Annotated in this window: 20 protein-coding genes; 8 read left to right on the top strand and 12 right to left on the bottom strand. The window is 63.5% G+C overall.

What is annotated here, in order from left to right; translation table 11 throughout:
• Window position 1: 1 nt before the first annotated feature.
• From ABIA40_RS32270 to ABIA40_RS32255, 4 genes are all read left to right on the top strand, one after another.
• Entirely contained in the window at window positions 2-949 is a 948-nt protein-coding gene (locus ABIA40_RS32270) for an ABC transporter permease (protein WP_036045378.1), read from the top strand.
• Between the two features lie 197 nt (window positions 950-1,146).
• On the top strand, window positions 1,147-2,040 hold the full coding sequence (locus tag ABIA40_RS32265; RefSeq protein WP_404545300.1) for an ABC transporter permease: 894 nt from the start codon (window positions 1,147-1,149) through the stop codon (window positions 2,038-2,040).
• Window positions 2,040-3,047 carry an ABC transporter ATP-binding protein gene (locus tag ABIA40_RS32260; RefSeq protein ID WP_404545297.1) on the top strand — a complete coding sequence of 336 codons (1,008 nt, stop codon included), beginning with the start codon at window positions 2,040-2,042 and terminating at the stop codon, window positions 3,045-3,047. Before ABIA40_RS32265 ends, ABIA40_RS32260 begins: the two co-directional genes overlap by 1 nt.
• Window positions 3,044-4,030, top strand: coding sequence for an ABC transporter ATP-binding protein (locus ABIA40_RS32255; RefSeq protein ID WP_404545296.1), 987 nt, complete (start codon window positions 3,044-3,046; stop codon window positions 4,028-4,030). The genes ABIA40_RS32260 and ABIA40_RS32255 overlap by 4 nt, the downstream gene beginning before the upstream one ends.
• A gap of 131 nt (window positions 4,031-4,161) precedes the next feature.
• Here ABIA40_RS32255 and ABIA40_RS32250 read toward each other — a convergent pair whose 3' ends face one another.
• Window positions 4,162-5,511, bottom strand: coding sequence for an APC family permease (locus tag ABIA40_RS32250; protein ID WP_198399861.1), 1,350 nt, complete (start codon window positions 5,509-5,511; stop codon window positions 4,162-4,164).
• 627 nt (window positions 5,512-6,138) lie between these two features.
• On the opposite strand from ABIA40_RS32250, the gene hisN reads away from it, so the two are divergent.
• Both hisN and ABIA40_RS32240 read left to right on the top strand, forming a co-directional pair.
• Window positions 6,139-6,915 (top strand): histidinol-phosphatase, encoded by a 777-nt coding sequence (gene hisN, locus ABIA40_RS32245; RefSeq protein WP_271541815.1) that lies wholly within the window; start codon window positions 6,139-6,141, stop codon window positions 6,913-6,915.
• A gap of 143 nt (window positions 6,916-7,058) precedes the next feature.
• Entirely contained in the window at window positions 7,059-8,429 is a 1,371-nt protein-coding gene (locus ABIA40_RS32240) for a transposase (RefSeq protein ID WP_404545294.1), read from the top strand.
• A 290-nt stretch (window positions 8,430-8,719) separates the two neighbouring features.
• Here the strand turns inward: ABIA40_RS32240 and ABIA40_RS32235 are convergent, their stop codons facing one another.
• The gene (locus ABIA40_RS32235) at window positions 8,720-9,592 is read right to left on the bottom strand and encodes a tetratricopeptide repeat protein (RefSeq protein ID WP_404545293.1); all 873 of its coding nucleotides are present in this window, start codon (window positions 9,590-9,592) and stop codon (window positions 8,720-8,722) included.
• 938 nt (window positions 9,593-10,530) lie between these two features.
• Between ABIA40_RS32235 and ABIA40_RS32230 the strand changes: the two genes are divergently transcribed.
• On the top strand, window positions 10,531-10,719 hold the full coding sequence (locus ABIA40_RS32230) for a hypothetical protein (protein ID WP_260375729.1): 189 nt from the start codon (window positions 10,531-10,533) through the stop codon (window positions 10,717-10,719).
• Window positions 10,720-10,876: 157 nt separating this feature from the next.
• Window positions 10,877-11,272: a hypothetical protein gene (locus tag ABIA40_RS32225; protein ID WP_404545291.1), complete on the top strand. Its 396-nt coding sequence runs from the start codon at window positions 10,877-10,879 to the stop codon at window positions 11,270-11,272.
• A 112-nt stretch (window positions 11,273-11,384) separates the two neighbouring features.
• Here the strand turns inward: ABIA40_RS32225 and ABIA40_RS32220 are convergent, their stop codons facing one another.
• The 10 genes from ABIA40_RS32220 to ABIA40_RS32175 all read right to left on the bottom strand — a co-directional run bounded on the left by ABIA40_RS32220 (window position 11,385) and on the right by ABIA40_RS32175 (window position 23,035).
• Window positions 11,385-12,140 (bottom strand): ThuA domain-containing protein, encoded by a 756-nt coding sequence (locus ABIA40_RS32220; protein WP_271541808.1) that lies wholly within the window; start codon window positions 12,138-12,140, stop codon window positions 11,385-11,387.
• Window positions 12,141-12,247: 107 nt separating this feature from the next.
• Complete coding sequence (locus tag ABIA40_RS32215; RefSeq protein WP_404545288.1) at window positions 12,248-13,051, bottom strand: hypothetical protein; 804 nt, start codon at window positions 13,049-13,051, stop codon at window positions 12,248-12,250.
• A gap of 244 nt (window positions 13,052-13,295) precedes the next feature.
• Entirely contained in the window at window positions 13,296-15,272 is a 1,977-nt protein-coding gene (locus tag ABIA40_RS32210; protein ID WP_404545285.1) for an acetyl-CoA carboxylase biotin carboxylase subunit, read from the bottom strand.
• Window positions 15,269-16,885, bottom strand: a complete 1,617-nt coding sequence (locus ABIA40_RS32205) for an acyl-CoA carboxylase subunit beta (RefSeq protein WP_404545283.1) — start codon at window positions 16,883-16,885, stop codon at window positions 15,269-15,271. The genes ABIA40_RS32210 and ABIA40_RS32205 overlap by 4 nt, the downstream gene beginning before the upstream one ends.
• A 121-nt stretch (window positions 16,886-17,006) precedes the next feature.
• Window positions 17,007-17,873, bottom strand: a complete 867-nt coding sequence (locus ABIA40_RS32200) for a 3-keto-5-aminohexanoate cleavage protein (RefSeq protein WP_404545280.1) — start codon at window positions 17,871-17,873, stop codon at window positions 17,007-17,009.
• Window positions 17,874-18,071: 198 nt separating this feature from the next.
• A complete protein-coding gene (locus ABIA40_RS32195; protein ID WP_404545277.1) occupies window positions 18,072-18,872 on the bottom strand; it encodes a helix-turn-helix domain-containing protein in 801 nt (266 codons plus the stop codon).
• 184 nt (window positions 18,873-19,056) lie between these two features.
• On the bottom strand, window positions 19,057-19,713 hold the full coding sequence (locus tag ABIA40_RS32190) for a glutathione S-transferase family protein (RefSeq protein ID WP_404545276.1): 657 nt from the start codon (window positions 19,711-19,713) through the stop codon (window positions 19,057-19,059).
• Window positions 19,713-20,876 carry an acyl-CoA dehydrogenase family protein gene (locus ABIA40_RS32185; protein ID WP_404545273.1) on the bottom strand — a complete coding sequence of 388 codons (1,164 nt, stop codon included), beginning with the start codon at window positions 20,874-20,876 and terminating at the stop codon, window positions 19,713-19,715. Before ABIA40_RS32185 ends, ABIA40_RS32190 begins: the two co-directional genes overlap by 1 nt.
• A 121-nt stretch (window positions 20,877-20,997) precedes the next feature.
• Entirely contained in the window at window positions 20,998-22,134 is a 1,137-nt protein-coding gene (locus tag ABIA40_RS32180) for an acyl-CoA dehydrogenase family protein (RefSeq protein WP_404546411.1), read from the bottom strand.
• A 130-nt stretch (window positions 22,135-22,264) separates the two neighbouring features.
• Window positions 22,265-23,035 carry a helix-turn-helix transcriptional regulator gene (locus tag ABIA40_RS32175; protein WP_271541792.1) on the bottom strand — a complete coding sequence of 257 codons (771 nt, stop codon included), beginning with the start codon at window positions 23,033-23,035 and terminating at the stop codon, window positions 22,265-22,267.
• Window positions 23,036-23,210 lie beyond the last annotated feature (175 nt).

Here is a 23,210-nt window from a genome sequence, read left to right as displayed (position 1 = left end):
GATGTTTGCCTATCTGGTGCGGCGCCTGTTCCTGATGTTCGTGACCCTGTTCGGGATCTCGATCGTCATCTTCTTCCTGCTGCGCATCGTGCCGGGCAACATCGTCGACATCCTGTTCGCCGCCGCCGGCTATGTCGATCCCGCCGACAAGGCCAATCTGGAGAAAGAGCTCGGCATCGACCGTCCCTTGATCGTGCAATATTGGCACTGGATCAGCGGCTTCCTGCGCGGCGATTTCGGCTTCTCCTACGTCTCGGAGAAGCCGGCGCTGCAGGAGATCCTGCCGCGAATTCCGATCACGGCAAAGCTCGCCGGCCTCGCGCTGCTGTTCTCGGCATCGATCGGCATCCCCTTGGGCGTCATCAGCGCGGTGAAGCAGGGCACGAAGCTCGACTACGCGCTTCGCGTCGTCAGCCTCAGCGGCCTGTCGCTGCCCTCGTTCTGGCTCGGCCTTCTGATCCTCACCGCGTCGGTGGCGATGTTCGGGCAGATGCCGATCTTCAATCCCAATCCGAAGACCTGGCTGGAGGCGTTCGCGACCTACGCCGTGCCGGCCGCCGCCGTCGGCTTCCGCAGCGCGGCGCTGACCATGCGCATCACACGCTCCTCGATGCTGGAGGTGCTGCGGCAGGACTACATCCGCACTGCGCGCGCCAAGGGGGCATCCGAGGCGGCGGTGAACTATCACCACGCGTTGAAGAACGCGATCCTGCCCGTGATCACCGTGATCGGCATCGAGGCGGCGTTCCTGATCGGCGGCCTGATCGTCACCGAGACCGTGTTCAACATCCCCGGCGTCGCGCGCTTCCTGGTCGAGGCGATCCGCTGGCGCGACTATCCGATCGTGCAGAACCTCGTGATGTTCATCGCGGTCGTGGTGGTGTTCGCCAATTTCACAGTCGACATGCTCTACGCGGTGTTCGATCCGCGGATCAGGTACACGGATTAGCGCAATGATTGTCGTCCACACCGCGCTCGCGCGTTCCTTCACCTCTCCCCGCTTGCGGGGAGAGGTCGGATTGCATCGGAGATGCAATCCGGGTGAGGGGGAGTCTCCGCGAGTCCAACTCTCACCTCCCCCGTGGAGAGCCCCCCTCACCCCAACCCTCTCCCCGCAGGCGGGGAGAGGGGGAAGATAGAGCTCACATGGCCGCGATCGACTTCGACGTTGAGCTGAGGCGGGCCGGGGCGCATGCGACCGGGGGCTGGCGGCGCGTGCTGTTCATGGCGCAGCGGCACGTGCTGGGCGCGGCCGGGCTCGTCATCATGACATTGTTCGTGCTGACGGCGATCTTCGCCGATTTCATCGCGCGCTATGATCCGCTGACGGTGGATTCCACCCGCGCGCTGGCGCGCCCGAGCCTGGCGCACTGGATGGGCACCGATTCGTTCGGCCGCGACGTGTTCAGCCGCATCATCCACGGCGCGCGGATCTCGCTCGCGGTCGGCATCGGCTCGACCGTGCTCGGCGGCACCATCGGTGTGATCGTCGGCCTCACCTCCGGCTATCTCTCCGGCTGGGTCGATCTGGTGTTCCAGCGCGTCTCCGACGTGCTGCAGGCGCTGCCGCTGCTGGTGCTGGCGCTGGTGATGACGGCCGCGCTCGGGCCGTCGCTGCCGAACGTGATCATCGCCATCGCCATTCCGCTGATCCCGACGGTCGCGCGCGTCATCCGCGCCAACACGCTGGCGCTGCGCGAACAGCCGTTCGTGGAGGCCGCCAAGTCGATCGGCATGAGCGAGATTCGGATCGCGCTGCGCCACGTGCTGCCGAACACGCTGGCGCCGCTGATCGTGCTCGCCACCGCCCAGCTCGGCTCGACCATCCTGACCGAAGCTTCGCTGTCCTTCCTCGGCCTCGGCATTCCCGAACCCTATCCGTCATGGGGCCGCATGCTGTCCGAATCCGCCGCCGAATATGTCCGCACCGCGCCGTGGCTGGTGATCTTCCCGGGCGTCGCGATCAGCCTCGCCGTGTTCGGCGCCAATCTGTTCGGTGACGCCCTGCGTGACATCCTGGATCCGAGGCAGCGCGGCTGATGGCGGACAAGACCGATCTCGTGCTCGATGTGAAGAACCTGAAGACGGTGTTCTTCACCACTTCCGGCCTGTTCAGGGCTGTCGACGACCTCTCCTTCAGCGTCAGGCGGGGCGAGACGCTGGCGATCGTCGGCGAATCCGGCTGCGGCAAGAGCGTGACCGCGCTGTCGCTGATGCGCCTCGTGCCCGATCCGCCCGGCCGCATCGTCGGCGGCTCCGTCTCGCTGGAAGGCACCGACCTGCTGGCGCTGGATGAGGCGCAGATGCGCGCGGTCAGGGGCAATCGCATCTCCATGATTTTCCAGGAGCCGATGACCTCGCTCAATCCGGTGATGCGGATCGGCGATCAGATCGTCGAGGCCGTGCGGCTGCACCGGAACATCTCGGCGAAACAGGCGCAAGATATCGCCGTCGAGATGCTGCGGCTGGTGCGCATCCCCGAGCCGGCGCGGCGCGCGCGGGAATATCCGCACCAGCTCTCCGGCGGGATGCGCCAGCGCGCGATGATCGCGATGGCGCTGGCGTGCCGGCCGGCGCTCCTGATTGCGGATGAGCCGACCACCGCGCTCGACGTCACCATCCAGGCGCAGATCCTGGCGCTGATCCTCGACCTGCAGAAGGAGCTCGGCACCGGGCTCGTGCTGATCACGCACGATCTCGGCGTGGTCGCGCAGACCGCGCAGCGCGTGATCGTGATGTATGCGGGACGGAAGGTCGAGGAAGCCAGCGTCGAGGCGCTGTTCGCCGCGCCGAAGCATCCCTATACGCGCGGGCTGATGGCCTCGATCCCGGCCGTGCCGGCCTCCGGCGTCGCCGCGCCGGCGCGGCTGAACGAAATCCCCGGCACGGTGCCGTCGCTGGTGCGGCTGCCGCAAGGCTGCGCCTTCGCGCCGCGCTGCAAGCTCGCCATCAAGCGTTGCGAGGCCGAATATCCGCCGCTGGCGGATTGGGGCGGCGGCCATCTCGCCGCCTGCTGGCGCGCTGAAGAAGTCGCGGAGGTGGCATGACCGAGGCGCTGCTCGAAGTCACCGATCTCAAAAAGCATTACCCCGTGCGCGCCGGCGTGTTACGCCGGCAGGTCGGCACCGTGCACGCGGTCGACGGCGTCTCGTTCGCGCTTGGCACCGGGGAGACGCTCGGCCTCGTCGGCGAATCCGGCTGCGGCAAGTCCACGGTGGCGCGCAGCGTGCTGCGGCTGGTCGAGCCGACCTCGGGTCAGATCCGCCTCGACGGCGAGGACATCACGCATCTTTCGAAGACGGCGCTGCGCCCGCACCGCCGCTCGATGCAGATCGTGTTCCAGGACCCGTTCGCCTCGCTCAATCCGCGCATGACCGCCGGTGACATCGTCGGCGAGCCGATCGCCGTGCACGGGCTCGCGACCGGCAAGGAGCTGGAAGCACGGGTCGCAAGGCTGTTCGAGCAGGTGGGGTTGCGGCCCGACCAGATGCGCAACTTCCCGCATCAATTCTCCGGCGGCCAGCGCCAGCGCATCTGCATCGCCCGCGCGCTGGCGTTGGGGCCACGCCTGATCGTCTGCGACGAGCCGGTCTCCGCGCTCGATGTTTCTATCCAGGCGCAGGTGATCAACCTTTTGATCGACCTGCAGCGGCAGCACGGCTTTTCCTATCTCTTCATCGCGCACGACCTCGCCGTGGTCGCGCATATCAGCCACCGCGTCGCCGTGATGTATCTCGGCCGCATCGTCGAGATCGCCGACAAGGACGAGCTGTTCCGCAACCCCAGGCATCCCTACACCCAGGCCCTGCTCGCCTCAGTGCCGGTCGCCAATCCGCTGGCGAAGAAGCTCGCGCCGCTGGTCGACGGCGACGTGCCGAGCCCGGTCAATCCGCCGTCGGGCTGCGCATTTCACACCCGCTGCCGGTTTGCGATGGAGCGGTGCAAGACGCAGCGGCCGGCGCTGGTGGATGCCGGAGACGGGCATCAGGTGGCGTGTCTGCTCAATGACGGGACGGGGCGGAGCCAGTAGGGCGTGTACTCGTAAAAGCGATGTCAGCTCCTGAAGGAAGACAGGACATCTTCTGCTGGGCAGAGCGTTTCCGCTTGTGACCCATAGCCGACCTCGCCGCGTCGGGCAGCATCGCACCACCCGAGCTGCAGCTAGTTCACAGGTCCCCGTCCGCCGATCGTCTCCATGTCTGGCTGCTCGGGCCTGACGCCTTGGGCGCGGTTGACGAGCGTCGTGATCACCCAGAGCACGACACCGATGGCGATCAAGACCCCCGCGACCTGGTACTGGACCATCGCCCGTCCGGTCCATGGCCCGGCCAGGAATGCGCAGGAGATTGCCCCCAGCACCGGCAGGATCGTCGGCGTACGAAAATGGTCGTGTGCGACGTTGTCCTTGCGCAGCACCAGCACCGCGATATTGACCACCGTAAACACGCAGAGCAGAAGCAGCGCGGTCGTTCCGCCGAGCGCCGGCACTTCGCCGACAAAGGTGATCAGTGCGAATGCCAGCAGCGTGGTGAAGCCGATCGCGATGTAGGGCGTACGCCGGCTCGCATGCACCTTGCCAAGCACCGGCGGCAGCACATGCTCGCGGCTCATGCCGTAGACGAGCCGGCTCGCCATCAGCATGTTGATCAGCGCGGAGTTGGCCACCGCAAACATGGTGATGAAGCCGAAGATCCAGAGCGGAAAGTTCGGCGCGCCGGCCCTCACCACTTGCAACAGCGGCGTCTCGCCTTCGCCGAGCTTCTCCGGCGGAACCAGCGTAATCGCCGAGATCGAGACCAGCACGTAGATTGCGCCGGTGATGAGCAGTCCGGCAAGCAGCACGATTGGAAAATGCCGTGTCGGATCCTTGCATTCCTCCGCCATGTTGACGGAATCCTCGAAGCCGACCATGGCAAAGAACGCGAGCGTGGTCGCAGCGATCACCGGCCAGAACATGCCGGCATCGCCTGCCTTGAACTGCGTGACGCGCGAGACGTCACCCTGGCCGAGGCCGATCGCCCAAAGGCCGATGATGATGATGATCAAGAGGCCCGTTAGCTCGACGCAGGTCAGAACAACGTTCGCCTTGACGCTTTCGCCAACGCCGCGAAAGTTGACCGCGGCAACAACCGCCATGAAGACGAGCCCAGTCATGGTAATGCCGAACCCCGACAGGCCCAGGCCAAACGCGTTCGACATGTTTGCAGAGAAAGCGCGAGAGGCAGTGGAAGCGGAGGTAATCCCCGAGCACATCACCGCAAACGCAACGATGAACGTGATAAAATGGATGCCGAACGCCTTGTGGGTGTAGAGCGCGGCGCCTGCGGCCTTCGGATACTTGGTGACGAGTTCGAGATAGCTCAGCGCAGTGATCAGCGCCACGACGAAGGCGACGAGGAACGGCAGCCAGACGACGCCGCCCACCTGGTTGGCGACCTGGCCGGTGAGCGCATAGATGCCGGTGCCGAGAATGTCGCCGACGATGAAAAGCAGGAGGAGCCACGGGCCCATGACCCGGCGCAGGCTCGGCTCGGCATCGGTGTCGGGTGGAGCAGGTGTCGCGGCTTTCAAGGAAAGATCGGTCATCGCGCAGCCTCTCAACGGATCTCACGCACGCACTCTTGTCCGCAATGCTGATACCCGCTGTTGCGACCCACGAGTGCGTCTGGCGTCATTGCCACCACACAGCGTATTGGCTTTCACGCCGCACGGCCAAGACTTATTGTGGGGATGATCGATCTGCGATGTGGAAAGTGGGTGCGGGTGCGAAATGGAACCGAATGCAGGCTTGTTCTTTTGGCGAGTGACGTCCCGGGACAAAATCAGCCTGGTATTCAGCCTCCAGTGATGGTGCGAACACTACCCCTGCTACGCCGCTGTCCGTTCGCATGCCCTCCAACGGAGGGCTGGACCTGCTCGTTGTGCTTGCGCGAGTCTTTCCGTTGATGAGTGCAGCCCACCGCCTCGGTATTCAATACGTCGCCAGGAGGCGACCGGATCAGGTCGAGCGACTTATAGCGCCTGGCGAGGTCTCGAGGGCGACCTTCAAGATCACCACCGGACATTATGCAAGTTTAGGATGTAATTCGCCAGCCATCCGGATACAACGGCAGTGAGCGTGCAAAATTGGAGTGTTTGATGCCGAGACTACCGAGCGCCGATTTCCTCCATCGACTGGCAGATATCGCCGATCGCGAAACCTTGCCACGCTTTCGCACCGCCCTTGCCATCGATTCCAAAACTGGAGAGGGCTACTTCGACCCGGTGACCGACGCTGACCGGCAGGCCGAGATTGCTATTCGAGCTGCGATCGAGGCCGAATATCCCGACCATGCCATTCTGGGCGAAGAACTCGGTCTAACCGGAAGCGGTTCCTGCCGCTGGGTCTTAGACCCCGTGGATGGGACGCGTCCCTTCATCTGCGGCCTTCCCGTCTGGGGCACACTGATCGGGCTCACCGTCAATGGTCGAGCCGAACAGGGAATGATGAGCCAGCCCTTCACGCGTGAGCGTTTCTGGGCCACCGCCGATGGAGCCTGGTACGAATATGCAGGCAAGCGCGAGCGACTGTCCACGCGAGACGTCGGCACGCTGTCGCGGGCCATCCTGCATACGAACTCGCCTGATCGCTATGATGGTGAGCTCAAGCAGGCCTTCGATCGCCTTGCCGCCTCAGTCCGGATGACTCGCTACGGCGGCGAATGCTACGCCACTGCGATGGTCGCTGCTGGTCGCATTGACCTCGCAGTCGAACCTTCGCTCCAATCCTACGATATCGTTGCGTTGATCCCCATCATCGAAAAGGCGGGCGGAGTGGTGACGCGCATCGATGGGGGAAGGGCTGAGGAGGGTGGTCCGGTCTTAGCTTCAGCAACTGCCGGTCTTCATGCAGCGGCCCTTCACCTCCTCAATTAACGGAGTTAGCCTGCGGGGTTGATGGACATCTCTGCCGCAGCGACAGATTTCCGCTTCTGGCCGATATTGTTGCAAAAGTCAGTTGAGACGAGCCAGCAAGCGTGATTCCGTTGTGTTGACGCGAATCGCGACGAGGTCGATCCATGATGGGCCGTCTGAAGAGTGACCAAGGTCAACTGTTCTACGAGTTTCATCTCAGCGATGTAGTTCCCGAAGATCATCTGGTGCGGAAGATCGACACTGCTCTCGATCTATCCTGGCTTCGCAGCGAACTTGCTCCTCATTATTCGTCCATGGGTCGCCCGTCGATCGATCCGGAACTGATGATCCGGATGTTGATCGTAGGGTATGTCTTCGCGATCCGCTCGGAGCGGCTGCTCTGCCGTGAAGTGCAGGTGAACCTCGCTTATCGGTGGTTCTGCAAGCTCGGCATCGAGGATGCCGTGCCGGATCATTCGGCGTTCTCGCGTGCCCGCAATGAGCGTTTTCGCGAGGGGGATGTTTTACGTCGCGTGTTTGAACGTGTCGTCGAGGCGTGCATTGCGGTCGGTCTGGTTGGTGGCGAAGGCTTTGCAGTCGATGCGAGCCTGATTGCGGCTGACGCCAACAAGCAGCGCTCGATCGCAGGTCAGGATTGGCGCAGGGACCGTGATCCGGCGAGGTCAAGCCGCGCGGTGAAGGAGTATCTGGCGACCCTCGACGATACCGCGTGGGGTGCCGCCAGCGACGTTATCCCGAAGTTCGTTTCGCCCTCCGACCCTGCGGCCCAATGGACCGGCGCTCACAAGGGAGCGGCATTCTTCGCTTACTCCGACAACTATCTCATCGACGTGAAGTTCGGCGTCATTCTCGATGTCGAAGCTACCCGTGCCATTCGCCAGGCGGAGGTCGGCGCAGCAAAGACCATGATTGAGCGGACGGAGGAGCGCTTTGGTCTCAAGCCAGAGCGGCTTATCGGCGATACCGCCTACGGGGCGGCTCCGATGCTGAACTGGTTGGTCGAGGATAAGGGCATCGCGCCACATATCCCCGTATTCGACAAGTCGAAGCGGGATGATGGCACCTTCTCGCGCAGCGACTTTCGATATGATCCGACCAGCGACGTCTACCACTGCCCCAGTGGAAAGCAGCTCGGAACGAGCGGTACCGTGCACGAGGGCAAGACGCTTCTGTATCGCGCGAGTAAGCTCGACTGCGAGGTATGCCCTCTCAAACCGCAATGCTGCCCAAAGGAGCCATCGCGCAAGATCCCGCGCGACATCCATGAGCACGCCCGGGACGTTGCCCGCTCATTTGTTGGCACCGAGGGCTTCGAGACGTCGCGACGTGAGCGGAAGAAGATTGAGATGCGGTTTGCACACCTGAAGCGCATTCTCAGGCTCGGTCGGCTTCGACTGCGTGGACCACGAGGCGCACAGGATGAGTTTGTTCTTGCTGCCATCGCGCAAAATCTGAGGCGCCTCGCGTCGCTCGTTGCACGACCTCCGCCCGCTCATGCTCTCTGCATCGCGTAGCGTAGGAGTTGCATAGAGAGCGTCAGGGTCGGCGGATCAAAGCCGGTCCACTTTGCCCAATGGCCGAAGGGGCATTCGTCGGTTACAGTGACTTTTGCAACACAATCGGCCCGAAGGCGAAGTTGCGGCTCCGCTGGCGGAGGTCCGCTCATCGTAGTGAACCTGGCTAGATTTTCTCAACCTGAGTTCTTCGCATTTTGACCCGAAGCGGACCTGATGCTTTCAGTTTCCGAGGCCACCCGAGCAGCCATATCTGAGGTAATGGTTGTAGATCAGGCGACCTTTGATCCCTACTTCGCGCGGAGCCTCTGCAGCTGCTTCACGGCAAATTCGTCGCCTGGATGTAGTCTTAAGACGGTCTCATAGTCGCGATACGCACGATCAAGCTCACTTGCCCGTTCGTAGGCTAGGCCTCGGTACCTGAGGGCTGTAATCGAATTGGGGTCGAGTTCGACAGCCTTATCCAAGCTTTCGATCGCGGCCTTCTCATTCTTCAGTTTGAGATGAGCGGCTCCGACGCCCACGCGAAGTCGATAGGTATCGTTTAGCGCGAGATGTCCGAGTGCCATCGCCTTGTCGTAATCCCCCAAAGCGGTTTGCGGTCGGCCCGAACGATTGTAGGCCTCGGCCCTTCCAAGCGTGAATAGACCTGATGTCGGCGCAAGCTTTATCGCTTCGTCAAACCGTTTGATCGCTTCGTCGAATTTGCCCTGCTCCATAAGCGCCAGCCCCTGACCGTTGGGGAAAGCCCCGTTATCCGGGAACAGCTTCGCCGCTGCGGTGTAGTCGGCTAGCGCAAGTTCGAAGTGACCTCTGTGGTGATAGAAAAAGCCGCGGTCCCGATAAGCGCGCGGGTCGGTAGAACCGACCATTTCGACGGCCGCGGTAAAATCAGCTTCGGCTTGATCCCATCTTTTTGCCAGCTGAGCAGTTACACCCCTCATCCGCAGCAGCTCCGCCCGGTCCTTGAGACTGAATTGCTGTTCGAGCCCTTTGGAGTAGATTTGAATGGCTCGGTCAAAATCCAGCTTGCTTACGGCAACGGCAGCAGCCGTCTGGTAAGTCTCGGCGTCAGACGCAATTGCCGTAGAACAGAAGGGCAAGAGCACGGACAGAAAAGCAATCCCGCTCAGGACCCGCCTTAGCTCTAAGCCCAATTTCATTTACTTCTCCGGGCTGAAAAACGCTTGCCGATGGTAACTCAATCGGTAGCAATGCCATGGAACACTGCAACGTTAACGCGGATTTCGGTTAAACAATCGTCAAGCGAGTAGAGGCTATTGGCCCTTGCGAAGGTAGATTAGCGTGGGCTTCGCATGTAATTTGGGCCGTGGCTGAGGCTAACGGTAATGTCATTCGCGATTCAACATCAGAACTTTACCCATCTCCTGGGCCTATCGGTTGACGTACTAGAGCCAGGTTGGTGCGCATTGCAGCTGGTCCAGTGACGGAGTGGTCGGGAAGCATGCCGATAAACAAGATGCCGGATTTTCCCTCGTATATTGGCTATTTGCTTCTTTGGCTGGTTGCGGGTTTCGTCGTTTGGCTATTCATCATTGCGCTATTCGGGTCTGGACACTGGATCATTGGCGTTATCGTCATTCTCGCGACCATCGCTCTTTACTTCCGTCACGGAAGGGCAATCGCAAAGCGGCGGGAACGACGGCTGCGGTTTTCATACGGCGCCCACTATCGGCGATATTCTCTCCGAGAGCTTTTCGGCACACTGTTTCGACGTCGCAACGAGAGCTGATCCGGCGCAACTCAGACTTCCGCTTCTGGCCCAAACGCGAAGTCTCGGCGCGTCCCGGTTGGTCGCCTCATTGGAGTAGACCGGAAGCAGGCAACCGTCGCTCCGAAGAGAGCTCATGACCCCAAGCGGACATTCCGGCTCGAATTAGAAGCGCTTACGCTTCGGAGCTGACACACCATAGGTTCTTTCCCGCTGGTGTTAGCCTGTACTGCTTGGCGTTTACGCGGCGACCAAGAGCCTCAATGGGACTTGGAACAATGCCCAGGCGATCCGATTGGAAAGTGGTTCGTCAAGCTGGCTAGACCAGCAAGTTTCCTGGAAAGCCCCTTTATCAGGAGGGTTTCACAAATGGCTCACGAACCAAAATCATCAAAAGCGGGGGAACAGGCCGCTGAAGGTTTGCACGAAGCGGCTTCCGAAGACGAAGCGAAAAACGAGAGCAAGATAGGGCATGATCTGGCCAAGGGCGCTGATCGTTTCGAAGAGCGTTCTAAAAGCTCCGATGGAAAAAGCGCTGAAGAGAAACAACGAGGGTGAATGCAGGCAGCAACCCGTCGCGGCCTCCTAAGAACGCTTCCGCAATGACTCCGGGCAGGCGGCCTCTCCTTGTGAACCTACAAGTTCTCTCCTGCGACAGATGTCGCGAGGTCCCGGCTGGTCTCAAGTGCCGATCGTGGACGCTGGAGAGATTAGAATGAATTGGATGGGACCGGTCATCGGCGGGACGCTGTTTGTAGCTGGTTTGCTGACATCAGCGGGACCGGGGCTTGCGGCAGGGAGCGATGACGGTTTCGCAACGTTCTGGACGCAGTTCAAAGCTGCAGTCGGCAAGAGCGACCAGAAGGCCGTATCGGACATGATTAAATATCCTGTCCTCTACCAGGATCTGCGGCGAGCGGCGGAGTTTCCTGTGATCTGGAAGGGTGCTTTCAGACCTGCGCACCGGGCGTGTCTTGCCAAGCAGAAGCCTGTCAAGGACACATCTCCCAAGGGGGTGGTTACCTACTCTGCCTTTTGCGACTCGATCATCTACTCGTTCGCCAAGGATGAATCCGGCTGGAGATTGACGGACTTTGGCGTAGACGATTGATCGGCCTTGTAAGAACTGATTGCCAACTGGGCCGCTGTTGGCGCGGATTCTCGATAGCCGTCACAATATTTGCCTGCAGGAAAGGCACAAGCGGCATAGCAATCCGGTTGCACTAGGCCGACCGTCTCGTAGACCAGAGGATAGCGTTAGTCAGGATTTTCTGGCAGCGCGGGTCCTGCCAGACCGACGCCTCGTGGCCAAGCGCCGAATAGAATACTCGCCCCTCGCCGTAAAATCGTTTCCAGGCGAGCGGCCAACCATAGAAGCGTTGATGCACACCGGCCTTATTGAGGTCCACCGAACTTTGATCGAGGCGCAGGAGCACGCGTGATCGGCGATAGTCGAAGTCGCTGATCTGGTAGATTTCATCGTTCAACTGCAACGAATTCCCCAGAAACGCCACCAGTGGATCTGCAACATCAGCAACCTCGATTGTCACACCCTGATGCCAGGGATGACCGTTGAAGTAGCCGCCGATCAGATCGAGATAGTCTGGCCAAGTGTAGAATGTGTCCGTGGCCGAGTGAACGCCGAGAAAGCCACGGCCCGAACGCACAAAGTTGAGAAGTGCCATCTTCTGGGCGCCGCTCATCGGAATTTCACCGCTTGTGTAGAACATCACAGCGGCGTACCGCTCGAGGTTTCCGGTCGAAAATTCAGACAAGTCTTCGGTTGCGATGACCTCAAAGGCACCGGAATTCCTTCCAAGCTGCGTCAGGATTGCTTCGGAAAGTGGTATGACGTCGTGCCGATAGCCGGCCGAGTATGTGTAATAGAGGACACGTTCTGGCGGGCGCTCTGCACGCGCGCCGAGCGGTCGGACTGCCGCCGCGCTGCTGACGAGCGCGATGAACTCGCGTCGCGTCACAATCCTCTCCCGATGCTCAACCGGCCAGAGAAGCTTAGCACATATCGGCGCGCCGCGCGCCCTGCGGCGCCGCCCTACGCAGGGGACATCAAGCGGCGGCCAGCCGCTCAATGAGTACCCGGCCTAGATCCCAGCGCCCGGATCACCGGCCACGCCGCCAGTGCCGCAGCCAGATGCTTGAGCGTATGGCCGGAGACGATATGCCCCGTCGCTTCGAACACGGTCACGTCGCCGAGTTCGAACAGCTTGGCCAGCACATAGAAGACGATCACGCCGCCGAGCGGCACGCCAAGTGCGCCGGGCCGCGGGCGTGTGAACGCCAGGCCCATGGCCAGCGCCATGCCGCCGAACTGCACGACCACCCATGGCGTGAGATTCTCGCGTGCCACCCAGGCCGCCAGCAGGCCCGCGATCATCGTCAGCACCAGCACCGCCTCGCCTGCGCGCGTGCTGATCCGCTCGCTGGCCGCGATGCCCAGAAATCCTGCGAACGCGACCGCCATGCCGAGACGATCGGCGACGAGCCGTTGCGGCGCATCGGGGTCGAGATGATAGAAGCCCGAGCCGAGGCAAGTGAGGATCAACCCCACGAAGAACCAGCTCGCACCCACCGGCGCATCATAGCGGGCGCGCAGCCGCTCCGCCCCCCACACGCCCATCGCGAGAAAGGCGAGATTGCTCAGCACATCGCCGGCGTTGGGCACGCCGAGCCAGGCGCGGTCGTCGACGAAATGCGGGATGTGCCAGGCAGCGGCGGGCAATGCGGGCGCCAGAAGCGCGGTGAGCGTCAGGACGAGGAGGGCACCGATAAGATATTTCTCGCCGGTTTGGAGTGGGGCGTACGAGAGTCGGCGAATGACTGGCGGGACCAGTGCATTGGCCGGTTGAGCTTGGTCGCGCGCGCGCAGCATGAACATCTCCAGAAGTGAACATCGTTCAATATTGTTAGCTTGAAAATGAACTATGTTCAATGAGAAAGGCCGTGAGGTTTACGCGACAATCAAGATATTGAAATTACTTCATTTTCGGAACGTGAGCGGCTGCCACAGCCGTAGGGTGGGCAAAGCGAAGCGTGCCCACGATCCCGCTTGCGATCGACATTCCTAGGCACGGCCCTGCACGCCTTTGCCACCCTACGAGACCGCGTTTGTGGCGCTAACCCGCCCCGATCTCCGCGACGATGCGGCCCGTCGTGACCTGATCGCCTTCGGCGACGTCGATCGCGCTAACCACGCCGTCGATGCCGGCCTTGTGGACATGCTCCATCTTCATCGCTTCCAGCGTCAGCACCGGCTGGCCGGCGGTGACGCGGTCGCCGGGCTTGACGAGGACGGCGACCACGCGGCCGTTCATGGCGGCGCGAACCTTGCCGTCGCCGCCATTGCTTGCGGCCGCCTGCGGTGCGGCGAGGGTGAGGTCGGTGACCGCGAGCGGGATGCCGCGGTGCTGGACGTACAGCCGTTCGCCATCCCGCAGGAATTTTGCGCTGTCCATCACGCCGGCGTGCCGGAAGCGAATGGCCTCGGGATCGAGTTGGTCGATCTCGAACTTTTCCTGGCGTCCTTCGGCGGCGACCGTGTAGCTGCCGTCGCGTTCGCGCGTAATGTCGAGCTCGTGCGCATCGCCGCCGATGTCGATTTTCGCCGGCAGCGGAAAGGTGACGGCAAGGCTCCGTCCGCCCTGCCACGATGGCGCGCGCGGATTGGTGACGTAGAGCAGCAGGCCCGCCAGCGCGGTATCGAACGCGGCATCCGCCCGCGGCGCCAACAGCTCGTCGCGATGGGCGCCGATGAAAGCCGTCGTCGCCTCACCCTTGGCAAAGCCGGGATGACGCAGGCACGACAACAGGAACGCCTGATTGGTCGTCACGCCGAACGCGGTGAGCTGCTCGAGGCCAACGATGAGCCGTCCCCTCGCCTCCTCGCGATTGGCGCCGTGGCTGATCACCTTGGCGATCATGGAATCGTAGAACGGCGGAATCTCCGAGCCCGTTTGCAACGCGTGCTCGACGCGGATGCTTTCAGGCACCTGCCAGCGTGCCATGCGACCCGACTGCGGCATGAAATCCCGCGCGGCATCTTCCGAGCAGAGCCGCACCTCGATGGCGTGGCCGGAGTACTTGATGTCCTGCTGCTTGATCTGCAGCGGCTCGCCGCGCGCGATGCGCAATTGGAGCTCGACGAGATCGAGCCCGGTGATCGCCTCTGTGACGGGATGCTCGACCTGCAGCCGCGTGTTCATCTCCATGAAGTAGAACGCGCCGCTTGGATCGAGCAGGAATTCCAGCGTGCCGGCGCCCTCATAGCGCAGCGCCTTGACCGCTGACGCCGCGACCTCGCCCATCTTCGCGCGCAGCTCCGGCGTGACCGCCGGCGACGGCGCCTCCTCGATCAGCTTCTGGTGCCGCCGCTGCACCGAGCAGTCGCGCTCGCCGAGATGGATGGCATTGCCGTGGCTGTCGCCAAACACCTGGATCTCGATATGCCGCGGATTCTGGATCGCCCGCTCGAGGATGACGGTGGCATCGCCGAACGCGGCCTTCGCTTCCGAGCGCGCGCTGCGCAGCGCATCGGTGAAGGACGCCGCGTCGGTGACGAGCCGCATGCCGCGGCCACCGCCGCCGGCGACCGCCTTGATCATCACGGGGAAGCCGATCTTCCCGGCTTCGGCGAGCATGACCTCGTCGCCCTGCTCAGTGCCCTGATAGCCGGGCACGATGGGCACGCCGGCCTTCTTCATGATCTCCTTGGCGCCGGCCTTGTTGCCCATCGCCTCGATCGCCTGCGGCGACGGGCCGATGAAGACGAGGCTGGCATCCTTGCAGGCGCGCGCAAACGCCTCGTTCTCAGCGAGGAAGCCATAGCCGGGGTGAACGGCATCCGCGCCGCTGGCCCTCGCCGCTTCGATGATCGCGGGAATGTTGAGATAGGACTGCGCCGGCAAGGCTTCACCGATGCGCACGGCCTGGTCGGCCTCGCGCACATGGAGCGCATCGCGATCCGCATCGGAATAGACCGCGACGACGCCGAGGCCGAGTTTTCGTGCGCTGCGCATCACGCGCAGCGCGATCTCGCCGCGGTTGGCCACCAAAACCTTGAAGAACGGCCGGTGCTGCACTGATCCGTTCCTCATGGGCGGGCCACCGAAAACTGCATGCGCTGGGGCGTGCGTGCATCGCCCTCGCGGCAGATCGCGAGCACCTCCGACAGCACCGCGCGGGTGTCGCGCGGATCGATCACGCCGTCGTCGAGCACGCGGGCGCTGGTCGAGAACACGTCCATCTGGCCGTCGAACACACCGATGATCTCAGCCTTCATGGCGTCCAGCCTGTCCTTCTCGATCGGCTTGCCGCGGCGAGCTGCGGCGGCCTCGGTCACGATCGCCATGGTCTCGGCCGCCTGCTCGCCGCCCATCACGGCGGTCTTGGCGTTCGGCCAGGAGAAGCAGAAGCGCGGATGGAAGCCGCGGCCGCACATGCCGTAATTGCCGGCCCCGAACGAGGCGCCGCAATAGATGGTGATCTGCGGCACCGTCGCCGACGTCACCGCCTGGATCATCTTGGAGCCGTGCTTGATCATGCCGGCTTCCTCATAGGCCTTGCCGACCATGTAGCCGGTGGTGTTGTTGAGATAGAGGATCGGCGTGCGGGTCTGGCAGCAGGCCTGGATGAAATGCGTCGCCTTGTTGGCCCCGGCCGGATCGAGCGGGCCGTTATTGGTGATGATGCCGATGGCCTGTCCCTCGATGCGGGCATGGCCGCAGACGGTGGCCGGGCCGTAACTCGGTGCCATCTCGGTGAAATCGGAATCGTCGACAATGCGCGCGATCACCTGCTTCATGTCGACCGGGCGCTTGTGATCCATCGGCATGATGCCGAGCAGTTCGTCCTGGTCGTAGCGCGGCGGCTTGAACTGCACTGAGGCTTTGCCCGGCCGCTCCCATTGCAGCGCCGCCATGATCTCGCGCGCGATGCGCAACGCGTCGCGATCGTCTTCGGCGAGGTAATCGCCGAGGCCGGACACTTGCGTGTGCATCTCGGCGCCGCCGAGTTCTTCCTCGGTCGCGATCTCACCGGTCGCGGCTTTCAGCAGCGGGGGGCCCGCGAGGAACGCGCGGGTGCGGCCGCGGACCATGACGATGTAGTCGGAGAGCCCAGTCTGATAGGCGCCGCCGGCGGTGGAGGAACCGTGCGTGACGGTGACGACCGGCAGTCCCGCCGCCGAGAGCCGCGCCAGGTTGCGAAAGATGTTGCCGCCGCGAACAAAATCCTCGACGCGGTAGCGCAGCAGATTGGCGCCGGCGCTTTCGACCAGCTGCACATAAGGCAGCTTGTTCTCCAGCGCGAGCTCCTGCACCCGCAAGGTCTTGTCGAGGCCGTAAGGCTGCAACGCACCGGCGTCGATGCCGGAATCGCTGGCGCTGACCATGCAGCGGATGCCCGAGACGAAGCCGATGCCGGCGATGACGCCGCCGCCCGGGACGCTCTTGCTCGTATCAGGCACGTCGAACATGTAGCCCGCGAGCGTCGACAGCTCGATGAAGGGCGCGCCGGGATCGAGCACCAGCGCGACGCGCTCGCGCGGCAGCAATTGGCCGCGCTTGTGGAAGCGGTCCTTGGCCGCGGCCGATGCGGCGCGCGTGCGTTCTTCGAGCGCGCGCATGCGGTCGATCAGGCCGAGCATGCCGTCGCGGTTGGCCTGGTAGGCGGCGCTGCCGGGGGAGATGGTGTTTTCGATGGTGGACATTAGTGCTCCTGCCCGTCATTCCGGGGCGCGCGCAGCGCGAGCCCGGAATCCATAACCACGATCGGGAGTATGGATTCCGGGCCTGGCCCTTCGGGCCATCCCGGAATGACGGAGTGTGTGACTACCTGTTCGTCCCAAAGATCTTCCGCGCCTCGGCGGGGCTTGCGATCTCGCGCCCGGCGCGCCTGGCGCAGGCGGCGACGGCCTCGATCAGCTGGCCGTTCGACGTCACCTTCTTGCCGTCGGCGAGATAGAAGGTGTCCTCGAGCCCGGTGCGCAGATGGCCGCCGAGCTCGGCGCAGCGCTGGTGCAGCGGCCAGATCTCCTCGCGGCCGATGGCGGTGACCTGCCAATGCGCTTCGGGGCGCTTCAGCTTCAAGAGGATCGGCAGCAGTTCGGGATCTGCGGGCATGCCGGAGGCGACGCCCATGACGAAATTGTATTCGAGCGGGCCCTTGTACATGCCGACCTGGTGGTACATGCCGACGCAGCGGACGATGCCGACGTCGAAGCATTCGAACTCCGGGATGGTGCCGACCGCGTTCATGACGTCGAGATAGTCCTTCACCTTCTCGACCGAATTGTCGAACATCATCGGCGGCCAGGCCCAGCTGTTGTCAGCCTTCACCTTCAGGTAGTTCAGCGAGCCGGCGTTGCAGGCGGCGATCTCGGGCCTGGTCTCGCGGATGCAGTCGAGCGCGCCGGAATAGTTCGGCCCCGACACGCCGGAGGTGTGGTTTATGATCACGCCCGGGCAGGCTTCGCGGATCGCCTGCTGGATCTCCTTGCTGACCGCGACCTCCCAGGACGGCAGATGTCCCTTGCCCGGCGCCTGCTGCCGCAGATGGATGTGCATGATGGACGCGCCGGCCTGGAACGCAGCCTTGGCCTCGCGCGCCATCTGCTCGGGCGTCACGGGCACGTTGTGCTGCCTGGGGTCGGTGAGCACGCCGTTCAGCGCGCAGGTGATGACGGCCTTGTCGCTCATGCGTTCGATGTCTCGCAGGTTGAGAATTCAACGCTTGCGATCATGTGACGCGCGACATGCGGCTTCTTGCGCGGAGAAGCTGGGAAGAGACGAGCTTTCGTAGGGTGGACAAAGGCGCCCTTGCGCCGTGCCCACCACTGTCGGTGTTTGGCAAAGATGGTGGGCACGCTACGCTTTGCCCACCCTACGAGAGCGTGCCTAGCTCGCCTCCGCCATCCGCACGGTCTCGTTGCTGCGATAGATCGCAAGATCGCGCGAGCCGACGAAGATCGCGCGCGGCTTCAATCCGTAGAAGCGGCGGATCGAGTGGCTGAAATGCGTAGAATCGGGATAGCCGATGTCCTGCGCCAGATGGGCGAGGTTGAGGTCTTGGTTGGCGAAGTGCAGCAGATACCGGGCGCGCTTCCAGGCGCGGAAGGAGCGGAACGAGATGCCGGTCTCCTCCTTGAACAGGTGCAGGAAGCGCGAGGCCGAGAGGCCGGCTTCAGCGGCGCAGGTATCTGCCGTCACCGGCTCGCCGGAGAAGCGCTCGATGCGGGCCACGGCGCGCATCACGCGCGGATCCAGCACACGGCGCGGGAGCGCCTCGCCGAAGCACATCTCGTCGAACTCGGCCGTGGTGATGTCGCCATAGCGGCGCTGACGCAGCAAGGCGTAGGCGGCGAGGATCTTGCGGACATAAGCGGCCTGGTCCGGTCCGGTGAGGCGCGCGGCCAAGGCTTCGATCACGCCATCCGGCATGCTTTCCGGCTCCAGCGTCACGCTGATCACGGTGCGGTAGTCGCTGGCGATGGAGTGCCGCTGGTTCGGCAGGGTGACGAACAACTCGCCGGTGGCGAGAACGTCGTCGATGGTCAGGTGCAGATTGCCTTTCACCGCGACATAGACATGGCAGCAGCCGGGTGTCCGTTTGCGGGGACGGCCGAGCAGGCCTGCATAAAACACCCGCTCCGGCGTGATCAGCATCAGGTGGTCGGATTCGCGACCGTTATATTCCATTGGGTTCCTCCTCGCGCGGCTCTCTGGCCGCTGCGGACGGTGGTCACCTTAGCGGAAATTTGGGCGCTGTCACGGTAGGATAGCGCTGTCAAAAGACATGGCGCGTCGTGGACGCGCAATAGCGCGAACCGGGAATCCCGAGGTTCCGGGATCGCGCTTCCGCGCCCCGGAATGACAGCCCTCCTTACGCCCTCACCCTCGGCGCGACATTCTGCTCTTGCCCGGCCTTTTGCTCCGCAGCAACCGCGCGCTTGAAACCCTCGCGCTGCTGCAGGCGCGCCCAATAGGCCGCGACGTTTGGCCCGAAATCCTTGGCAAGCCCGATATTGCTTGCGAGCCGAAGCGCGTAGCCGATGACAATGTCAGCGGCGGTGAAGCGGCCAGCGCACAATGTTTCGGCATTCGCGGTCGCTGCCTCGACCGCGCGCAGTCTCCCCAGAAACCATTTCGCGTAATCGGTGGCGACCTGCGGGTTGCGGCGCTCCTCCGGCTCAAGCTGGGTGTATCTCAGCACCAGCGTTTGCGGGAAGGTTAACGTGGCGTCGCTGAAGTACATCCAGTTCAGGAACATGCCGTAGGCGGGATCTTCAGGGCCGACCATCAAGGGCGTCGGGCCGTATGTGATGCCGAGGTAGTGGCAGATGCCGGAGGACTCCGTCATCCTGGTCTCGCCGTCGATCATGAAGGGGATGGTGCCGAGCGGATTGAGCGCGAGATAATCCTTGGCGAAGACGCGCGGCGGGAACGGCAGCATCTTCAATTCATAGGGCAGCCCCATCTCCTCCAGCATCCAGAGCGGACGGAACGAGCGCGCGGCGTCGCAATGATAGAGCGTGATCATCAGGCGTTTCCTTTGCTGCCGGGCAGCGTGCCCATCATCTTGCACAGGACCATCAGCATGACCTCGTCGGCGCCGCCGCCGATCGAGGTCAGGCGGCTGTCGCGATAGGCGCGGCTGACCGGTGTCTCGTTGGTAAAGCCCATTCCGCCCCAATATTGCAAGCAGGCGTCGGTGAGCTCGCGGCCGAGCCGGCCGGCCTTCAGCTTGGCCATGGTCGCGAGCCGCGTCACATCCTCGCCGGCGACCAGCTGCTCGCCGGCGCGATAGATCAGCGCGCGCAGGAGCTCGACCTCCGTCTGCATCTCCGCGAGCTTGAAGTGCACGACCTGGTTGTCGAGGATGGACTTGCCGAAGGCTTTGCGGTTGCGGGTGTATTCGATGGTCTGGTCGATGATGTATTCGTGCGCCTTCAGACAGGCGGCCGCGCCCCACAAGCGCTCCTCCTGGAACTGGATCATCTGGTAGGTAAAACCCTGGCCCTCCTCACCGATCCGGTTGCGCTTGGGCACACGGACATTGTCGAAGAAGATCTGCGCGGTGTCGGAGGAGCGCATGCCCATCTTGTCGAGCTTTCGCGCGACGGTGACGCCCTTGCTCTTCATGGGAACGCAGATCAGCGACTTGTTGCGGTGAACGGGGCCGTCGCCGGTTTTGGCGAGCAGGCAGATCCAATCGGCCTGGGTGCCGTTTGTGATCCACATCTTGCCGCCATTGATGACGTAATCGTCGCCGTCGGAACGCGCCTGGGTCTTGATCGAGGCGACGTCCGAGCCTGCGCCGGGCTCGGAGACGCCGATGCAGGCGACGTAGTCACCGGAGATCGAGGGGGTGAGGAATTCGCGCCGCACCTCGTCGGAGCCGAACCGCGCCAGCGCGGGCGTTGCCATGTCGGTCTGCACCCCGATCGCCATCGGCACGCCGCCGCAGGTGATGGCGCCCAGCTCCTCCGCCATCATCAACGCGTAGGAATAGTCGAGGCCCGAGCCGCCGAACTCCACCGGCTTGTTCAGGCCGAGGAAGCCGAGGCTGCCCATTTTCTTGAATAGCTCGTGCGCGGGGAAGATGTCGGCCTTCTCCCACTCATCGACGTGCGGATTGATCTCGCCCGCGATGAATTTTTGCAGGGAGCGGCGGATGTCGTCGTGGTCGGCGGTGAATAGCATTCTGTCCTCTCGTCATTCCGGGGCGCGCGTAGCGCGAGCCCGGAATCCATTCTTCTACGGTACGTGCGGCCCGATGGATTCCGGGTTCGTGCGCGTTGCGCACGCCCCGGAATGACCGGGCTCACAACCCCATCTGCCGCGACGCCAGATCCTTCATGATCTCCTCGGTGCCGCCGCCGATGGCGTTGACCTTGACCTCGCGGTAGATGCGCTCGGCCTTGATGCCGCGCATGAAGCCGGCGCCGCCGAAGATCTGCACCGCTTCCGAGGCGCAGAACGCCATGGTCTGCGTCGCCTGGTTCTTCATCATGCAGATTTCGGCGACCGGGCTCTCGCCCTGCTCGAGCCTCCAGGCCAGCATCTCCAGCATGGCTTGCGATGCCGCGACCTTCTGCGCCATGTCGACGATCTTGTGGCGGATGACCTGGTGCTGTGCGAGCGGCTTGCCGAAGGTCTGGCGCTCCCTGGCGTAGGCGATCGCCTCGTCGAGGCAGACGCGGGCAAAAGCGGTGCAGCTCGCGGCCATGCCCATGCGCTCGCTGTTGAAGTTCTGCATGATGATCTTGAAGCCCTGGCCCTCCTCGCCGATCAGGTTCTCGGCTGGCACGCGGCATGCGTCGAAATGCAGCGTCGCGGTGTCGGAGGCCCACCAGCCCATCTTCTTCAGCTTGGTGCGCGACAGTCCGGGCGTATCGCCGTCGATCAGGAGCAGGCTGACGCCGCCGGCGCCCTCGCCGCCGGTCCGCACCGCAACCGTCAGGTAATCGGCACGCATCCCTGACGTGATGAAGGTCTTCTCCCCGCTCACGACGTAATGATCGCCGTCGCGCCGCGCGCGGGTGCGCAGGTTCGCGACATCCGAGCCGCCGCCCGGCTCGGTGATCGCCAGTGCGGAGATCTTCTCGCCGGCCAGCACCTGTGGCAGCACGCGTGCCTTCACCTCGGCCCGTGCGGCCCGCGCGATCGGGGGAGAGCCGATAGTGTGGCTCATCAGACTGGCGCTGACGCCGCCCGCGCCGGCACGCGCAAGCTCCTGGCTCGCGACGATCTTCATGAACTGGTCGGCGGCGATGCCGCCATATTCCTCCGGGAATCCAAGTCCCAGCAGGCCGATTCCAGCCGCCTTGCGATAGAGCTCGCGCGGGAATTCGCCGGCTTCGTCCCAGTCATGGGCGAACGGCGCGATCTCCTTCTCGACGAAGCGCCGCATCACGTCGCGGAACGCGTCATGCTCGGCGGTATAGAACGGGCTCTTCATCGCGAGACTTGCCTCGACCGGATTCGTCTCGGCCACCATGGCTCGAACCTCGGCCGCTCACTTGCGCGGAGTGGCTGATCGGCGCGGACGCTTCGAGCAAGCCAGCAACGCACCCCCCAGCGGATTGCTGTCACAACGTCAGAAACAGCGCAAACGGCTCTTCCACCGTGCGGCGCAAGTGCTGTCGGTACAGGACATGGTTGGGATCCTCGGGCGCGACCCGGCCCAAGGAAGGTTTTGGGATATTCCGGAGCGGCACATAGGCGATCGGCGCCGCGATCGGCGTGAGCTGCGAGCCGGGTCCTGCGCGCAGCGTCGAGATGATGCCGTACATCTCGCCTGATACCGTCGGCCGCGACACCGTGATCACGCGGTGCTGGCCGTGCTTGATGATGACGAGGTAGATGAAGCCGGACTGATGGGGGACGGCGACCTCGCCGGTATGCTCGTAGGCGGCATCGGTCCGCTCGCCCTCGCGAAAGACCAGCGACGAGATCTTCGGCTCCCAGGCGATCTCGGTGCGATAGGCGAAGATCGCGTCCTTGTCGCCGAACGACGGCCGCAGGGTGATGTAGACGTCCTCGAGCCAGGTCACCGCGCGGTGGGCATAGGAGCCGAGGCTGTCGGGCGCGACGTCGTTTGCGGCCGGCGGCGTCGACACGACGACACTTTTGCGCAAGGAGACGCCGAGCGCCTGCTCCAGCCGGACCGTCGTCGCCAGCGTGAACGGCCGCCGACCACCGAGCACCTTCTCCAGCGTCGAAAGGCTGAGCTTGGCCTGCTCGGCCAGCGCCTGCCGCGACATCCGGCGCCGGGCGAGCTCCTCGCGAATGGTCTCGGCGATCTCGCGGCTCTGCTCGTCGGAAAGCTGCTTGTCGGTGAGTTTGTCCTGCGTCTGCATCGTCAGCCCCGCTCCAGGCCGTCACTCTAGCAGGGCGGACAAACCAGCACAAAACCGCACATGACCGCCCCGGCTCAAGCGAGCCTGGGCCGGCCGCGGCGGAACATTGCCGATCATTCTGCTCGCGAAAGGCCGCCCCGCGGGCGGATGCTGAGGACCAGCAAACCTGCTTCGG

Origin of the sequence: Bradyrhizobium sp. USDA 223 (assembly GCF_044909005.1) — a bacterium.
Classification (GTDB): domain Bacteria; phylum Pseudomonadota; class Alphaproteobacteria; order Rhizobiales; family Xanthobacteraceae; genus Bradyrhizobium; species Bradyrhizobium yuanmingense.
The sequence above is the reverse complement of the archived record's forward strand: the minus strand, read 5'-3'. Positions and strand labels throughout refer to the sequence as shown.

What these genes read in the sequence shown, in the direction of transcription:
- ABIA40_RS32190 (WP_404545276.1), bottom strand. Translation starts at nt 19,713, where the DNA reads ATGATCACGCTCTATCATTGCGACGCCGCGCGCTCGTTCCGTCCGCTC.
- ABIA40_RS32195 (WP_404545277.1), bottom strand. Translation starts at nt 18,872, where the DNA reads ATGGAATATAACGGTCGCGAATCCGACCACCTGATGCTGATCACGCCG.
- ABIA40_RS32180 (WP_404546411.1), bottom strand. Translation starts at nt 22,134, where the DNA reads ATGAAGAGCCCGTTCTATACCGCCGAGCATGACGCGTTCCGCGACGTG.
- ABIA40_RS32240 (WP_404545294.1), top strand. Translation starts at nt 7,059, where the DNA reads ATGATGGGCCGTCTGAAGAGTGACCAAGGTCAACTGTTCTACGAGTTT.
- ABIA40_RS32225 (WP_404545291.1), top strand. Translation starts at nt 10,877, where the DNA reads ATGAATTGGATGGGACCGGTCATCGGCGGGACGCTGTTTGTAGCTGGT.
- ABIA40_RS32250 (WP_198399861.1), bottom strand. Translation starts at nt 5,511, where the DNA reads ATGGGCCCGTGGCTCCTCCTGCTTTTCATCGTCGGCGACATTCTCGGC.
- ABIA40_RS32230 (WP_260375729.1), top strand. Translation starts at nt 10,531, where the DNA reads ATGGCTCACGAACCAAAATCATCAAAAGCGGGGGAACAGGCCGCTGAA.
- ABIA40_RS32200 (WP_404545280.1), bottom strand. Translation starts at nt 17,873, where the DNA reads ATGAGCGACAAGGCCGTCATCACCTGCGCGCTGAACGGCGTGCTCACC.
- ABIA40_RS32260 (WP_404545297.1), top strand. Translation starts at nt 2,040, where the DNA reads ATGGCGGACAAGACCGATCTCGTGCTCGATGTGAAGAACCTGAAGACG.
- ABIA40_RS32185 (WP_404545273.1), bottom strand. Translation starts at nt 20,876, where the DNA reads ATGCTATTCACCGCCGACCACGACGACATCCGCCGCTCCCTGCAAAAA.
- ABIA40_RS32205 (WP_404545283.1), bottom strand. Translation starts at nt 16,885, where the DNA reads ATGTCCACCATCGAAAACACCATCTCCCCCGGCAGCGCCGCCTACCAG.
- ABIA40_RS32255 (WP_404545296.1), top strand. Translation starts at nt 3,044, where the DNA reads ATGACCGAGGCGCTGCTCGAAGTCACCGATCTCAAAAAGCATTACCCC.
- ABIA40_RS32215 (WP_404545288.1), bottom strand. Translation starts at nt 13,051, where the DNA reads ATGCTGCGCGCGCGCGACCAAGCTCAACCGGCCAATGCACTGGTCCCG.
- ABIA40_RS32235 (WP_404545293.1), bottom strand. Translation starts at nt 9,592, where the DNA reads ATGAAATTGGGCTTAGAGCTAAGGCGGGTCCTGAGCGGGATTGCTTTT.
- hisN (WP_271541815.1), top strand. Translation starts at nt 6,139, where the DNA reads ATGCCGAGACTACCGAGCGCCGATTTCCTCCATCGACTGGCAGATATC.
- ABIA40_RS32270 (WP_036045378.1), top strand. Translation starts at nt 2, where the DNA reads ATGTTTGCCTATCTGGTGCGGCGCCTGTTCCTGATGTTCGTGACCCTG.
- ABIA40_RS32175 (WP_271541792.1), bottom strand. Translation starts at nt 23,035, where the DNA reads ATGCAGACGCAGGACAAACTCACCGACAAGCAGCTTTCCGACGAGCAG.
- ABIA40_RS32265 (WP_404545300.1), top strand. Translation starts at nt 1,147, where the DNA reads ATGGCCGCGATCGACTTCGACGTTGAGCTGAGGCGGGCCGGGGCGCAT.
- ABIA40_RS32210 (WP_404545285.1), bottom strand. Translation starts at nt 15,272, where the DNA reads ATGAGGAACGGATCAGTGCAGCACCGGCCGTTCTTCAAGGTTTTGGTG.